Consider the following 15,234-nt stretch of genomic DNA (forward strand, 5'->3'; position numbering starts at 1 on the left):
CACCCGTCTGAACTGGTAGATGTGACAGTTCCCTGGATCACGGCGATTGTGAACTCTGGCTCTGTGAATAGTCCATTGGAGCCCCGTCATGAAGAAAACAGCCACCCCTCGTGCAATCAATGAGTTCAGCCGCTTTGAAATACCCGGAGAGACCTTCGGCTGGACCGGCGAAGGCCAGATACATATCGACAATTACGACAAACAAAGTCGCTGGTTCTCGACATCGGTCAATAGAGACTGGGGCAAAGCGCTGACCGGGGCCGCCGACGTTGAAGTGGTCATCAGGCTGCGCGGCGAACAAGCCGGTGAAACACTCATCGTCGCTCATCCGGAAGGAACAGGACGGCTCAACGACATATCAGTCGAAAAGCCAAGCCTTTATCGGTTCTACATCAGGTCCACGGCGACCGGCGAAGTGTGGGTAAGCTTCAAATTTGACTCCAACCGGAAAATGGTGATCGAGAGCATCAGCGTGCTGGGGCCCGTTCGAAAAAAAACCACTAAAGCACCCATACACCCCTGACGGTCTGTTCACCACGCAAACTTGGCGAGCAATTTGCTCAGCAGGCCAATATGGCGCAAGGCATTCTGCGCTCCGGAGCCAACGAGCCGGTCAAACTCAATGCGGTACGCCAGAACGGTAGCTGGTATGCCTATGACGCGAAAGCACAGGCAGGTTATGGGCCTGTGCTGGAAGGCTTTGTATCGGATACATCGTCAGCCGCTTGGCTGGGGAGTGCCTATAAATAGCAAATAGGCATTACCCCTCTTCGGGCGCCTGATCCGCGCTCGAAGATTCTCAGTGCAAAAAAGTATCAGTCCCAGTGCTCCCAAGGATTTGTCACCGCCGCTTTTGAAGGCTGTAATCAACGCACACTCTTCCTGACTCCTTGTAGGAAGACACAACAACAATAACCGTCCTTCTGTAGCCCCCTGGGCGCGGAAATGGAGTGCGCGATGAAGTTCACAGTAAAAACCCTGCTTGCCTGTTCTTGCATGACTGCATGCATGACCCTCAGCGCCGTCAGCCTTGGCGCGCAAACCCTGACCATTGCCACCGTCAACAACAGCGACATGATCCGCATGCAGAAGCTCTCGAAAACCTTCGAGGCCGAGCACCCGGAGATCAAGCTGAACTGGGTGGTGCTCGAAGAAAACGTGTTGCGCCAACGGCTGACTACCGACATCGCTACCCAGGGCGGGCAGTTCGATGTATTGACCATCGGCATGTACGAAGCCGCACTGTGGGGCGCCAAGGGTTGGCTGGAGCCGATGAAAGACCTGCCGGCTTCCTATGACCTTGATGACGTGTTCCCTTCGGTGCGTGACGGTTTGTCCGTCAAGGGCTCGCTGTACGCCCTGCCGTTCTACGCCGAAAGCTCGATCACCTATTACCGCACCGACCTGTTCAAGGACGCCGGGCTGAGCATGCCTGAGCACCCGACCTGGAGCCAGATCGGCGAATTCGCCGCCAAGCTCACCGACAAGTCCAAAGAGCAATATGGCCTGTGCCTGCGCGGCAAAGCCGGTTGGGGTGAGAACATGGCGCTGATCACCACACTGGCCAACGGCTTCGGCGCGCGCTGGTTCGATGAGAAGTGGCAGCCGGAATTCAACGGCCCCGAGTGGAAGAACGCGCTGAACTTCTACGTCGACAACATGAAGAAATCCGGCCCGCCGGGTGCTTCCAGCAACGGCTTCAACGAGAACCTGGCACTGTTCAACAGCGGCAAGTGCGCGATCTGGGTGGATGCCAGCGTGGCGGGCTCGTTTGTTACCGACAAGAGCCAGAGCAAGGTCGCCGAGCATGTGGGCTTCACGTTTGCGCCCCACGAGAAGACCGACAAGGGCACGTCATGGCTGTATTCCTGGAGCCTGGCGATCCCGACCAGCTCCAAAGCCAAGGATGCCGCCAAGGTATTCACCAGTTGGGCCACCTCCAAGGAATACGGCCAACTTGTGGCCAAGACCGATGGCATCGCCAACGTACCACCGGGCACACGCACCTCGACCTACAGCGAGGAGTACATGAAGGCCGCACCGTTCGCCAAGGTGACGCTGGAATCGCTGAAAGTGGCCGACCCCACCAAGCCGACCGAGAAACCGGTGCCGTATATCGGTATCCAGTTGGTGACCATTCCGGAATTCCAGGCGATTGGTACCCAGGTGGGCAAGTTCTTCTCGGGTGCGCTGACCGGTCAGCAGACCGTCGAGGCTGCATTGACCGCCGCGCAGACCACCACCGAGCGGGAAATGAAGCGGGCTGGTTACCCCAAGTAACCCAGCTTCACCCCCGCAAATACAGGAGCAGGGCTTTTGTGGGCGCTGGCTTGCCTGCGATGCAAACAACTCGGTCTATCCGTAACACCGAGGTAACGCCATCGCAGGCAAGCCAGCTCCCACAGTGACCGCGCTCCGACGCAGATTCTGTAGGCATCTGACTGGTTCTGATCACCATGAATACACCTCCAAAAAACCGCCTGGCCAACCCCGGCTGGTTTCTCGTCAGCCCCTCGGTGGCCTTGCTGCTGCTGTGGATGATCGTGCCGCTGGGCATGACCCTGTACTTTTCGCTGATCCGCTACAACCTGCTCTACCCCGGCGAAAACCAGTTCGTGGGGCTGGAAAACTTCAGCTACTTCATCACCGACTCGGGGTTCCTGCCTGGCGCCACCAATACCCTATTGCTGGTAGGCAGCGTATTGCTGATCAGCGTGGTGTTCGGCGTGTTGATCAGTGCGTTGCTGGAGGCCAGTGAGTTCCTGGGGCGCGGCATCGTGAGGGTGATGCTGATTTCGCCGTTCTTCATCATGCCCACCGTCGGCGCGTTGATCTGGAAGAACCTGATTTTCCACCCGGTGTCGGGGATTCTCGCCGCCGTGTGGAAGTTCTTCGGCGCCGAACCGGTGGACTGGCTGGCGCATTACCCGCTGCTGTCGATCATCATCATTGTGTCGTGGCAATGGCTGCCCTTTGCGATCCTGCTGCTGATGACCGCGATGCAGTCGCTAGACCAAGAGCAAAAGGAAGCGGCACGCCTGGACGGTGCCGGCGCCATTGCTATTTTCTGGCACCTGACCCTGCCCCACCTGGCCCGCCCGATTGCCGTGGTGGTGATGATCGAAACCATCTTCCTGCTCTCGGTGTTCGCCGAAATCTTCACCACCACCAACGGTGGCCCCGGCTACGCCTCGACCAACCTCGCCTACCTGATCTACAACCAGGCGCTGGTGCAGTTCGACGTGGGCATGGCCTCGGCCGGCGGCTTGATTGCCGTGGTCATCGCCAATATCGCGGCGATCATCCTGGTGCGGATGATCGGCAAAAACCTGACTGACAAGCCTTGAGGGCCGCGCCATGACGCTTCAACAATCCCGCCGCCTGCAAAGCCTGTTGCTCGGCACGCTGGCCTGGGCCATTGCGATCCTGATTTTCTTCCCGATCTTCTGGATGGTGCTGACCAGTTTCAAGACCGAAATCGACGCGTTCGCCACGCCGCCGCAGTTCATCTTCACGCCGACGCTGGAGAACTACCTGCACATCAACGAGCGCAGCAACTACTTTGCCTACGCCTGGAACTCGGTGGTGATTTCGTTCAGCGCCACCGCCCTGTGCCTGCTGATTTCGGTACCGGCCGCCTACTCCATGGCGTTCTACGAAACCCAGCGCACCAAGGGCACGCTGCTGTGGATGCTGTCCACCAAGATGCTGCCGCCGGTGGGCGTACTGATGCCGATCTACCTGCTGGCCAAGAGCTTTGGCCTGTTGGATACGCGCATTGCGCTGATCATCATCTACACCCTGATCAACCTGCCGATTGTGGTGTGGATGGTGTACACCTACTTCAAGGACATCCCCAAGGACATCCTCGAAGCCGCCCGCCTGGACGGCGCCACCCTGTGGCAGGAAATGGTGCGCGTGCTGCTGCCAATCGCCAAGGGTGGCCTGGCGTCCACGGTACTGCTGTCGTTGATCCTGTGCTGGAACGAGGCGTTCTGGTCGCTGAACCTGACCTCCTCCAGCGCCGCGCCGTTGACCGCCTTGATCGCCTCCTACTCCAGCCCCGAAGGCTTGTTCTGGGCCAAGCTGTCCGCCGTCTCGACCCTGGCCTGCGCGCCGATCCTGATCTTTGGCTGGATCAGCCAGAAGCAGTTGGTACGCGGTTTGTCCTTTGGCGCCGTCAAATAATAATTCGAAAAGGAGGCCCATCATGGCCAACCTGAAAATCAAGAATCTGCAAAAAGGCTTCGAAGGTTTTTCCATCATCAAGGGCATCGACCTGGAAGTGAACGACAAGGAATTCGTGGTGTTCGTCGGCCCGTCGGGCTGTGGCAAATCCACCCTGCTGCGCCTGATCGCCGGCCTGGAAGAGGTCAGCGACGGCACCATCGAACTCGATGGCCGCGACATCACCGAAGTCACCCCGGCCAAGCGCGACCTGGCCATGGTGTTCCAGACCTACGCGCTGTACCCGCACATGAGCGTGCGCAAGAACATGTCGTTTGCCCTGGACCTGGCGGGTGTCGACAAGAAGCTGGTCGAGAGCAAAGTCAGCGAAGCGGCACGCATCCTTGAGCTGGGGCCTTTGCTGGAGCGCAAGCCCAAGCAACTCTCGGGTGGCCAGCGCCAGCGCGTGGCGATTGGCCGAGCGATTGTGCGTAACCCGAAGATCTTCCTGTTCGACGAACCGCTGTCCAACCTCGACGCCGCACTGCGCGTGCAGATGCGCCTGGAGCTGGCGCGCCTGCATAAAGAACTGCAAGCGACCATGATCTACGTGACCCACGACCAGGTCGAAGCCATGACCCTGGCCGACAAGGTGGTGGTGCTCAACAGTGGGCGCATCGAACAGGTCGGCTCGCCGCTGGAGCTGTACCACCAGCCAGCCAACCTGTTTGTGGCCGGTTTTCTCGGCACGCCGAAGATGGGTTTCCTCAAGGGCCAGGTCATCCGCGTCGACAGCCAAGGCTGCGAGGTGCAACTGGACGCCGGCACCCTGATCAGCCTGCCGTTGAGCGGCGCCACCCTGAGCGTGGGCAGCGCGGTAACCCTGGGCATTCGCCCGGAACATCTGGAAATCGCCGCGCCAGGGCAAACCACCCTGACCGTGACCGCTGACGTTGGCGAGCGCCTGGGCAGCGACACCTTCTGCCACGTCATCACCCGCAACGGCGAACCGCTGACCATGCGTATCCGTGGCGACATGGCCAGCCAATACGGCGAAACGCTGCAGTTGCACCTGGACCCGGCGCACTGCCATCTGTTCGACACCGATGGCGTAGCCGTGGCCCGTCCACTGCGCGCTGCCGCCTGATTCCGTGAGTATTTCCAGATGAAATTGAATAAAGCCAACCTCACCCAACTGGCGCCCGAAGTGCAGGTGCCGACCTACGCGCTTGCCGATATCCGCCAGGGCATCGCGCACATTGGCGTCGGCGGTTTCCACCGTGCGCACCAGGCGTTCTACACCGATGCCCTGATGAACACCGGCGAGGACCTGGATTGGGGCATCTGCGGCGTCGGCCTGCGCAGTGAAGACCGCAAGGCCCGCGATGACCTGGCCGGCCAGGATTATTTGTTCACCCTGTATGAACTGGGCGACACCGACGACACGCAAGTGCGCGTGATCGGCTCGATCAGCGACATGCTGCTGGCCGAAGACGGCGCCCAGGCGCTCATCGATAAACTTGCCAGCCCCCAGATCCGCATCGTCTCGCTGACCATCACCGAAGGCGGCTACTGCATCGATGACAGCAACGGCGAGTTCATGGCCCACCTGCCGCAGATCCAGCATGACCTGGCGCACCCGAGGGCACCGAAAACCGTGTTCGGCTTTATCTGCGCTGCGCTCACCCAGCGCCGCGCAGCTGGCACCCCGGCCTTTACGGTGATGTCCTGCGATAACCTGCCTCACAACGGCGCCGTCACCCGCAAGGCCTTGCTGGCCTTCGCCGCCCTGCACGACGCGGGCCTGCATGACTGGATCAAGGCCAACGTGAGCTTCCCGAATGCCATGGTTGACCGCATCACGCCAATGACCAGCACCGCCCACCGCCTGCAACTGCACGACCAGCACGGGATCGACGATGCCTGGCCGGTGGTGTGCGAGCCGTTTGTGCAGTGGGTGCTGGAAGACAAATTCGTCAACGGCCGCCCGGCCTGGGAAAAGGTCGGCGTGCAGTTCACCGATGACGTCACGCCTTATGAAGAAATGAAGATCGGCCTGCTCAACGGCAGCCACCTGGCCCTCACGTACCTGGGGTTCCTCAAGGGCTACCGGTTCGTTCACGAGACCATGAACGCCCCCCTGTTCGTGGCGTATATGCGCGCCTACATGGACCTGGACGTCACGCCGAACCTGGCGCCGGTACCTGGTATCGACCTGACCGAATACAAGCAGACCCTGGTGGATCGCTTTTCCAACCAGGCGATTGCCGACCAGTTGGAGCGCGTATGCTCCGATGGTTCATCGAAGTTTCCCAAGTTCACCGTGCCGACCATCAACCGCCTGATTGCCGACGGCCGCGACACGGACCGTGCCGCCCTGGTGGTGGCGGCCTGGGCGCTGTATTTGAAAGGCGTGGATGAAAACGGCGCGCACTACAGCATCCCGGACCCACGGGCAGCGTTCTGCCAGGAGCTGGTGAGCGATGACGCGCTGATCAGCCAGCGGTTGCTGGGGGTGGAAGAGATTTTTGGCACGGCTATTCCCAAGTCGGCGGCGTTTGTGGCAGCGTTCCAGCGTTGCTATGAAAGCCTGCGCGACAAAGGCGTCACCGCCACACTGCAAAACCTCCTGAACAAACCGGATTAAACATGTGGGAGCTGGCTTGCCTGCGAGAGCGGTGGTCCAGTCAACCCTGCGGTGACTGCCAGACCGCTATCGCAGGCAAGCCAGCTCCCACATTGACCGTATTTTCAATCCAACAATAAGACTGCTGAGCACTCCATCATGACCCAGCAAAACCTCTACCTCGGCATCGACTGCGGCACCCAGGGCACCAAGGCCATCGTCCTCGATGCGTCCAGCGGCAAGGTGCTGGGCCTGGGCGCCGCGGCGCACACCTTGATCAGCGGCGCCAATGGCCGTCGTGAACAACACACCCAGGAATGGCTGGACGCCTTCACCGCTGCCACCCATCGCGCCCTGCAACAGGCCGGCGTGGATGGCCAGGACATCCTCGGCATCGGCGTATCCGGCCAGCAACACGGCCTGGTGTTGCTGGATGATCATGGCCAAGTGCTGCGCCCGACCAAGCTGTGGTGCGACACCGAAACCACGCCGGAGAACGACCGGCTGCTGCAGCATCTGGGTGGCGAACGCGGCTCTCTGGAGCGCCTGGGCGTGGCCATCGCACCAGGCTACACGGTGTCCAAGCTGCTCTGGACCCGCGAGCAGCACCCGGACGTTTTCGCGCGCATTGCCCATATCCTGCTGCCCCACGACTACCTCAACTACTGGCTCACCGGCCGCGCCTGCGCCGAGTATGGCGATGCGTCGGGTACCGGTTACTTCAACGTGCGCCGCCGGGAATGGGATGTGGCGTTGCTCCAGCACATCGACCCCAGTGGCCGCCTGCAAGCCGCTTTGCCGACACTGATCGAGGCCGACCAAGCGGTGGGCACGATCCTCCCGGCCATTGCCGAGCGCCTGGGCATCAACCCCGACGCGGTGGTGTCCAGTGGTGGCGGTGACAATATGATGGGCGCCATTGGCACCGGCAATATCGCCCCCGGCGTGATCACCATGAGCCTGGGCTCGTCGGGCACCGTGTATGCCTTTGCCGACCAGCCAAACGTCAGCCCCCAAGCCTCGGTGGCGACCTTCTGCTCCTCCAGCGGCGGTTGGCTGCCGCTGATCTGCACCATGAATCTGACTAACGCCACCGGGGTGATTCGCGAGCTGTTCGAACTGGACCTCGACACCTTCAACGCCCTGGTCGAACAGGCACCCATCGGCGCCGATGGCGTGAGCATGCTGCCGTTCCTCAACGGCGAACGCGTACCCGCCCTGCCCCACGCCACCGGCAGCCTGCAGGGCCTGACCATGACCAACCTGACCCGCGCCAACCTGTGCCGCGCGGTGGTCGAAGGCACCACCTTCGGCCTGCGTTATGGCCTGGACCTGCTGCGCCAGACCGGCCTGCAAAGCCAGAGCATCCGCCTGATCGGTGGCGGCTCGAAAAGCCCGCTGTGGCGGCAGATGGTCGCCGATATCATGCACACCGAAGTGGTGTGTACCGAACAGAGCGAGGCTGCCGCCCTGGGCGCGGCGATCCAGGCGGCGTGGTGCCAGAGCGGCGAACCGCTGGCCAGCCTGTGCGACAAATGCGTGAGCATTGACCCGGCCAGCCGCACCTTACCCGTGGCCGCCAATGTCAGTGCCTATCAACAGGCGTATCAGCGTTATCAACAGCACGTGGCAACCCTTTAAGAGCGAGCAACTATGTATCTGGTGTGTGGTGAAGCGCTGTTTGATTTCTTCAGCGAGGAGGATGCCAGCGGGCAGGCCGCCAAGCTCAATTACAAGGCGATTGCCGGTGGCTCGCCGTTCAACGTCGCGGTGGGTTTGCGCCGCCTGGGGATCGAGTCGGGGTTCTTCGCCGGCCTGTCCACCGATTACCTTGGACGGCGCTTGCAGCAAGTACTGAAAGACGAAGGTATCAGCGAACGCTTTCTGGTTGAGTTCGACGCGCCGACCACCCTGGCGATGGTAGCCGTGGGCGCCAATGGCTCGCCGCAGTACAGCTTTCGCGGCGAAGGGTGCGCCGACCGGCAATTGCAACTGACCCACTTGCCACCTTTGGGCGACGAGATTCGCGGGCTGCATGTGGGCTCGTTTTCGCTGGTGGTGCAACCGATTGGTGACACACTGCTCAGCCTGGTCAAGCGTGAAAGCGGCAAGCGCTTGATCAGCCTCGACCCCAACGTGCGCCTTAACCCGCAGCCCGATATTCACCTGTGGCGCGCACGCGTCGCAGAGCTGGTGCAACACGCCGACCTGATCAAGGTCAGCGACGAAGACCTTCACCTGCTCTACCCCGACCAGACACCGGAAAGCGTGCTGCAAGGTTGGCTACACCACCGCTGCCAACTGGTGTTCCTCACCCGTGGTGGCGACGGTGCATCGGTGTTCAGCCGCCAACATGGCACCTGGTCGCAACCTGCGGTCAAGGTGGTGATGGCCGATACGGTGGGCGCTGGTGATACCTTCCAGGCGGCGCTGATTGCGTGGCTCACGGAACAGCAGTTGGATTCGGTTGACGGGCTGCAAAGGCTCAGTCGCGAGCAGATCGACGCCATGCTGGGCTTCGCGATTCGGGCTGCCGCACTGACCTGCGGCAAGACCGGCCCAGACCTGCCCTATCGTCACCAACTGGCTTGAGCTGAGCGGCCAAAACTCAAAGTGCCATCACGCAGGCCACGTATTCCGTGGCCTGCGCGCCATGCATAAAAAATTGCGCTACTGGAAAACTGTGCTAAACCCAAAAACAGGAGCAGTTATTACAACAAACCCAGGACACACCCATGCAAAAGCCCAGTGGTTTCTCGACCCGGGCCGTTTTAGCTGTCGGCCTCATCTCACTGCAGTACATGATCCCTCAACCCTCTCATGCCGCCTGCGTTCTCACCCCGGGAACCGGTAACGATACCTATACGTGCGACAGCGGCAGCAGTCCCGGCCTTACCGACCTTTCCGGGGATAACCATCTGACCCTCCCCCCAGGCGGCACCGGCACCATCAACGGTAATGTCACCTTTGGCCCTGGCGTGGATACGGTGCGCATAGAGTCCGGGCAGATCACCGGCGCGGTGCAACAAGGGGCTGGCATCGATGACTTCGTCATGCTCGGTGGGCAAATACAGGCGCTGTTCCAGGGCGATGGGCTCGACACCTTCAGGATGGAGGGAGGCACCATCGTCGATGCCTTTGAGGACGGCGATGTGGCCTACCAGAGCGGTGGCACCATTGGCCGAGTGAATATGAAGCTGGACAAGAACCTCTATGACATGTCCGGAGGCGCCATCCTGGGCAACCTGGTCACCGGTTTTGATACTGACACCATCATCATTTCCGCTGGCAGCATCGGCGGCAATATCAGCACCAGCGGTGGTGACGACAGCATTACCGTGAGTGGCGGCGTGATCAGTGGTGAGATCCGTGCCAGCGTCGGCAACGACACTTTCCGGTGGCTTGACGGTGGGCAGATCAAGTCCTCGGTGTTGATGGGCGATGGTGACGACACCGCCCTGCTGCGCGGCTTGAATGAAAGCCTGCTGGCCACCACACCCTCCGTCGATGGTGGCCTGGGCAACGATCAATTGACCTTCGACACAACGACATCCAGCACCGCGGCCCGCTATATCGGCTGGGAGACCGTCAACCTCACCAACCACTCACGCCTGGACCTGGCCGGGGATTTTTTCCTCGGTGACAGTGGCAGCAATACCGGCACGTTCAACATCGACGGCAGCAGTGCCCTGGCCGTGACCCAAGGCAGCATCCGCCCCTACACCGCCGGACAACTGGCGACGCTCAACAACGCCGGCACTGTCGACATGACCACCGACAACAGCGCGACCAGCGTATTGACGGTGCATGGCAACTACGTGGGCAACAACGGCCAGTTGCACCTGCAGACCGTATTGGGCGACGAAAACTCTGCCACCGACAAGCTGGTAGTGTCCGACGGCAACATCAGCGGTCACACCCAATTGAGCGTCAGCAACCTCGGCGGTATCGGCGGGCTGACCCAGAACAACGGTATCGAAGTGGTCCAGGCACTCAACGGCGCCGTCAGCACCAACGATGCATTCGCCTTGAAGGGCTCGGTCTCCGCCGGAGCTTATGAATACCTGCTGTTCAAGGGCGGCACCACCGCCAATACAGAAAACAGCTGGTTCCTTCGTTCCTCGGTGGTGGCCGTGCAACCGCCCGCGGTCCCACCCGTACCGCCGACACCGCCCGTGGTGGTGCCGGTGCCGCCGGTCCCCGCCACTCCCCCTGTAGTGGATTCGGATGAACCCTCCGTGGAACCGCCCACTGCGCAACCGCAGCCCCCGATCGAGCCTACCGCGCCACCGCCCAGCCAAGTCGCCGCGGCCACGTCGCCGCAATCGGCGGCGAGTAACCCTGTGCTTCCTACCGCCGTGGCAGGTGCCGCGCCGATTCCACTGTATCGCCTGGAAGTTCCGGTCTACTCCGTAGACATCCCCGCTGCGCAACTGATGACGTTGCAGGCTCTGGGCACCTTCCATGAACGCCAGGGCGAGCAAAGCCTGCTGACCGAGACCGGTGCAGTGCCGGCAGGTTGGGTCCGCGCCTATGGCAGTGATTTCAACAAAAGCTGGTCGGGCACCGTGGCGCCGAGTTTTGACGGCACGGTCAAGGGCTATCAGGTTGGCCATGACCTTTACGCCGCCGAAACCAGCGGCGGGCAGACGCAACGCCTTGGCCTCTTTATCGGCCAGAGCCGCCTGCGCGGCGACGTGAAGGGCTTTGCAATGGGCTGGCAGAACCATCGCTCCGGGCGGGTCAAACTCGACGGCGACAACTTCGGCGCTTACTGGACACTCACCGATCTGACCGGCTGGTACGTCGACCTGGTGGCCATGGGTACCCGCCTGGATGGCGACAACAAGTCCGACCGAGGGGTGAAGATGGATACCAAGGGCCACGCCTTGGCGTTATCCGCCGAGGCCGGCTACCCGTTCAGGCTGTCCGAGCATTGGGAGATGGAACCTCAGGCCCAAGTCATCGGCCAGAAGATCGATCTGGACAGTCAGCACGATGGCATTTCCAAGGTCTCTTTCGACTCCCAGGAGTATTGGACCGGCCGCATCGGCGCACGCCTCAAGGGCCGCTATCTGGTCAGCAACACACCCGTGGAGCCGTACCTACGGGCGAATGTCTGGCACACCTTCGGCGGTAGCGACACGGTGACGTTCGACGAGGTGGACCGGATCAAGAGCGATCACAAGTCTTCCACGGCTGATATTGGTGTCGGTGTTGTGGCTCAATTGTCATCCGCGTTCAGCGTTTATATGGAGGGTAACTATGGCACCCAACTGGACGACAACAACTTTGAGGGTGTCAGTGGCAATCTCGGCGTAAGAGTGCGCTGGTAAACAGGAAGGATGTCAACATTGGGCCTGGCAACTACCAGGCCCATGGGATCAACTTACACTCCAGCATCCGCTAGTGATAACCGCGCGCGCCGGCTCGTTGCAGTACCGGTGCGTGGCTTTGCTTGAGGTCCTCACGCAACCCGGTGATCAGGTTGCAAATCGCTCGACTGCTGTCGAGCTTGTCAGGGTGTATACCTTTGACTTCCAAATCCACCCGGTCCCGGTCGCGGTCGTCGTAGACCTTGATCGTCAACGAGGCATCTTCGGCTTTGGTGCATTCGCACCGTTTAGGCAGGAAACTCCCTTCAATGATGCTGCGAAGCTCTAGTTCTGAAAGCATGGCTAACCTCTCCTTTTTTGAGACTGCCAACAGTTATATGTATCCGACAGGCACTTGCCTGCCACGTCTTGCCAACCCTGGAAGACGCTTTCAATCAGTAAGCCTACTCGGCAAAAACTGTGATGGTTGTAACCTTTCCTCATAAGCAAGCCGCTTGCTCATATTAAAGAAAACAACCTGCTTGGCATCATCGTCGAACTACATCGATTAAACGTTTAACCCGCAGCGTGGGGACCGGCGTTTATGTGGAAATCCTTTTTTCGGCAACATATCGCAACCAATCAACCCATCACCGTTCCGCCGAAGGCGGTTTGCGATAAACATACGAAACATATACGATTCGTATATCAATTAACCACAGTGAACCTTATGGGCATCGTCAAGATCACCGATCAGCTGCACGAACAACTGCGCCTGGCCAGCGCCGCCATGGACCGCTCCATCAACGCCCAGGCCGAGTTCTGGATCAAGATCGGCCTGCTCGCCGAACTCAACCCGCACCTGCCCTACAACGAGCTGATCAACAAGCTGTTGCTGGACAAACCCGACCTGATCCGAGGGCGCAGCTGATGATCAAGACTCCCGCACAGTTGGTCGTAATGCGTGAAGCCGGGCGCCTGTTGGCGCAAGTCTTCGACATGCTCGACGGCTTCGTCGCCGCCGGCCGCTCTACCCTGGAGCTGGACAGCGCCGTCGAAGCCTTCATCCGCAATGACCTCAAGGCCCGCCCTGCCAGCCTTGGGCAGTACGACTACCCCTTCTGCATCAACACCTCGATCAACGAAGTGGTGTGCCACGGCATGCCCAGCGCCAAGCAATTGCTCAAGGACGGCGACATCATCAACATCGACATCACCCTGGAAAAAGGCGGCTTCATTGCCGACTCCAGCAAGATGTACATGATCGGCAACGTGACGCCCAAGGCCAGGCGCCTGGTGGACATGACCTTCGAGGCGATGTGGGCCGGTATACGCCAGGTCAAGCCCGGGGCGCGCCTGGGCGATATCGGCCATGCCATCCAGAGCCATGCGCAAGCCAACGGCTACAGCGTGGTGCGCGAATACTGCGGCCACGGCATCGGCCGACAAATGCACGAAGAACCGCAAATTCTGCACTTCGGCCGGCCTGGCACCGGCCTGGAACTGCGCGAAGGCATGGTGTTTACCATCGAACCGATGCTTAACCAGGGCAGCGCCAAAACCCGCAGCCTGAAAGACGGCTGGACGGTGGTCACCAAGGACAACAGCCTCTCGGCGCAATGGGAACATACCGTGGCGGTGACGGCGGACGGGTTTGAGGTGTTGACCTTGCAAGCCACTCAAAACCTTCACACCCTGTAGGAGCGAGCTTGCTCGCGAAGGCCTCAAGGACTGCGCGTTAAACCAGGCTACCCACTTCTTCGTTGACGTTTTTCGCGAGCGAGCTCGCTCCTACAGTGGCCTTGGCTTCAAGCTCGCGCACCAGCGGCAATACGCGTTTGCCGAAATACTCCACTTCTTCCTGGAAGTGCAGAAAGCCTGCCAGCACCAAGTCCACACCCACGGCCTTGAGTGCCACGATGCGCTCGGCGATCTGCTGCGGGGTGCCGATAAGGTTGGTCTTGAAGCCATCGTTGTATTGCACCAGGTCCTCAAAGCTGGACTTGGCCCAGTTCCCCTCACCCTCCGGCGACGCCTTGCCCGCTTGCCTGGCCGCGTCACCAAAGGCGTTGACCGCCTCCGGGTCGGCTTGGTCGATAATCTGCGCCAGCACCGCCCGTGCCTCCTCCTCCGTGTCGCGGGCGATCACGAAGGCGTTCACGCCCACCTTCACCGAATGCTGGTTGGCAGCGGCCTTGGCACGGATATCATCGACCTGGGCCTTGACCCCTTCAGGCGTGTTGCCATTGGTGAAATACCAATCCGACACCCGCGCCGCCATGTCCCGAGCCGCCCGCGAACTGCCACCCTGGAAGATTTCCGGCTGGCCCAGGGGTTTGGGCTTGAGGGTGTATTGGTTGAACCGATAGAAATCGCCCTTGAAGGTGAAATCGTCCTGGGTCCAGATGCCTTTGAGAGCACGGATAAACTCTTCGGAACGCCGATAGCGCTCATCATGCTCCAACCAATGTTCGCCAATGGCCTGGAACTCGCCCTTGAACCAGCCACTGACGATATTCACCGCAATACGGCCATTGGTCAGTTGGTCGATGGTCGCCAATTGCTTGGCCGCCAACGCCGGTTGCCACGGCCCGGGCAGGATCGCCGCGATGACCTTGAGGGTGGTGGTCGCCGCCAGCAACGCATGGCTGAACGCCACAGACTCATGCTGGTTCTCGGCGCCGTAGCCTGCGGTGAAGCGAATTTGCGTCAAGCCATATTCAAAGCCCGCCGCCTCCGCCAGTTGCGCCAGTTTGCGGTTGTAATCAATACCCCAGTGGGTGCGTTGTTCAATCTTGCTGACGACCAACCCACCGCTGACGTTGGGCACCCAATAGGCAAATTTCACGGCTTGCTGACTCATCGGACGGTACCTCGTACAGGGGATTTACAAGGGCTTACGCAGCAAGCGTGCCAGGGGCAGGCAAATGCCCGTAGCCTGGGGGTTGCGGAAAAAAGGGGGATTGAAGCGATGGCTTGCCAGTGTCTGGGATCGCAGCAGTTTGTGGATCTGCTGTTGCTGGAGCAACAGTTGCGACCAGCACCAAGCGTAACCACGATGCGAAGCGAGTCGCTCTTGATCTTGCTCTTGATCTGCTTTTGATCTTAAGCGCCCCGTTAAACCAC

The 15,234-nt window shown here is 60.5% G+C and carries 14 protein-coding genes; 11 read left to right on the plus strand and 3 right to left on the minus strand.

Annotated elements, in window-relative coordinates; genetic code table 11:
- Positions 1–88 precede the first annotated feature (88 nt).
- The 9 genes from OC445_RS21490 (at position 89) to OC445_RS21530 (ending at position 12,129) form a co-directional block, all read left to right on the plus strand.
- Entirely contained in the window at positions 89–523 is a 435-nt protein-coding gene (locus tag OC445_RS21490; protein ID WP_198791046.1) for a hypothetical protein, read from the plus strand.
- A 434-nt stretch (positions 524–957) separates the two neighbouring features.
- Positions 958–2,280: an ABC transporter substrate-binding protein gene (locus OC445_RS21495; protein WP_054897451.1), complete on the plus strand. Its 1,323-nt coding sequence runs from the start codon at positions 958–960 to the stop codon at positions 2,278–2,280.
- Positions 2,281–2,456: 176 nt separating this feature from the next.
- On the plus strand, positions 2,457–3,347 hold the full coding sequence (locus OC445_RS21500; protein WP_034127650.1) for a carbohydrate ABC transporter permease: 891 nt from the start codon (positions 2,457–2,459) through the stop codon (positions 3,345–3,347).
- 10 nt (positions 3,348–3,357) lie between these two features.
- Positions 3,358–4,188, plus strand: a complete 831-nt coding sequence (locus OC445_RS21505) for a carbohydrate ABC transporter permease (RefSeq protein WP_005788583.1) — start codon at positions 3,358–3,360, stop codon at positions 4,186–4,188.
- Positions 4,189–4,210: 22 nt separating this feature from the next.
- Positions 4,211–5,314 (plus strand): ABC transporter ATP-binding protein, encoded by a 1,104-nt coding sequence (locus OC445_RS21510; protein ID WP_072447853.1) that lies wholly within the window; start codon positions 4,211–4,213, stop codon positions 5,312–5,314.
- 18 nt (positions 5,315–5,332) lie between these two features.
- On the plus strand, positions 5,333–6,814 hold the full coding sequence (locus OC445_RS21515; RefSeq protein WP_198791049.1) for a mannitol dehydrogenase family protein: 1,482 nt from the start codon (positions 5,333–5,335) through the stop codon (positions 6,812–6,814).
- A gap of 138 nt (positions 6,815–6,952) precedes the next feature.
- Positions 6,953–8,434 (plus strand): xylulokinase, encoded by a 1,482-nt coding sequence (gene xylB / locus OC445_RS21520; protein ID WP_262020338.1) that lies wholly within the window; start codon positions 6,953–6,955, stop codon positions 8,432–8,434.
- Between the two features lie 12 nt (positions 8,435–8,446).
- Positions 8,447–9,385: a carbohydrate kinase family protein gene (locus OC445_RS21525; RefSeq protein WP_198791051.1), complete on the plus strand. Its 939-nt coding sequence runs from the start codon at positions 8,447–8,449 to the stop codon at positions 9,383–9,385.
- Positions 9,386–9,528: 143 nt separating this feature from the next.
- A complete protein-coding gene (locus tag OC445_RS21530; RefSeq protein WP_198791052.1) occupies positions 9,529–12,129 on the plus strand; it encodes an autotransporter outer membrane beta-barrel domain-containing protein in 2,601 nt (866 codons plus the stop codon).
- Between the two features lie 70 nt (positions 12,130–12,199).
- Here OC445_RS21530 and OC445_RS21535 read toward each other — a convergent pair whose 3' ends face one another.
- Complete coding sequence (locus OC445_RS21535) at positions 12,200–12,469, minus strand: DUF1652 domain-containing protein (RefSeq protein WP_034127656.1); 270 nt, start codon at positions 12,467–12,469, stop codon at positions 12,200–12,202.
- A gap of 369 nt (positions 12,470–12,838) precedes the next feature.
- Here OC445_RS21535 and OC445_RS21540 point away from each other — a divergent pair, with 369 nt between their 5' ends.
- A complete protein-coding gene (locus tag OC445_RS21540) occupies positions 12,839–13,039 on the plus strand; it encodes a ParD-like family protein (RefSeq protein ID WP_003190946.1) in 201 nt (66 codons plus the stop codon).
- Positions 13,039–13,809 (plus strand): type I methionyl aminopeptidase, encoded by a 771-nt coding sequence (gene map / locus OC445_RS21545; protein WP_054897459.1) that lies wholly within the window; start codon positions 13,039–13,041, stop codon positions 13,807–13,809. Before OC445_RS21540 ends, map begins: the two co-directional genes overlap by 1 nt.
- 37 nt (positions 13,810–13,846) lie before the next feature.
- Here map and sfnG read toward each other — a convergent pair whose 3' ends face one another.
- Together sfnG and OC445_RS21555 are read right to left on the minus strand one after the other, a co-directional pair.
- Positions 13,847–14,971: a dimethylsulfone monooxygenase SfnG gene (gene sfnG, locus OC445_RS21550; protein WP_054897460.1), complete on the minus strand. Its 1,125-nt coding sequence runs from the start codon at positions 14,969–14,971 to the stop codon at positions 13,847–13,849.
- A 24-nt stretch (positions 14,972–14,995) separates the two neighbouring features.
- Positions 14,996–15,234, minus strand: a 239-nt coding sequence (locus tag OC445_RS21555) for a hypothetical protein (RefSeq protein WP_262020339.1), incomplete at its 5' end; no start/stop codon positions are given.

It is taken from the genome of Pseudomonas sp. Pse35, from assembly GCF_024519715.1.
GTDB classification, from domain to species: domain Bacteria; phylum Pseudomonadota; class Gammaproteobacteria; order Pseudomonadales; family Pseudomonadaceae; genus Aquipseudomonas; species Aquipseudomonas paracarnis.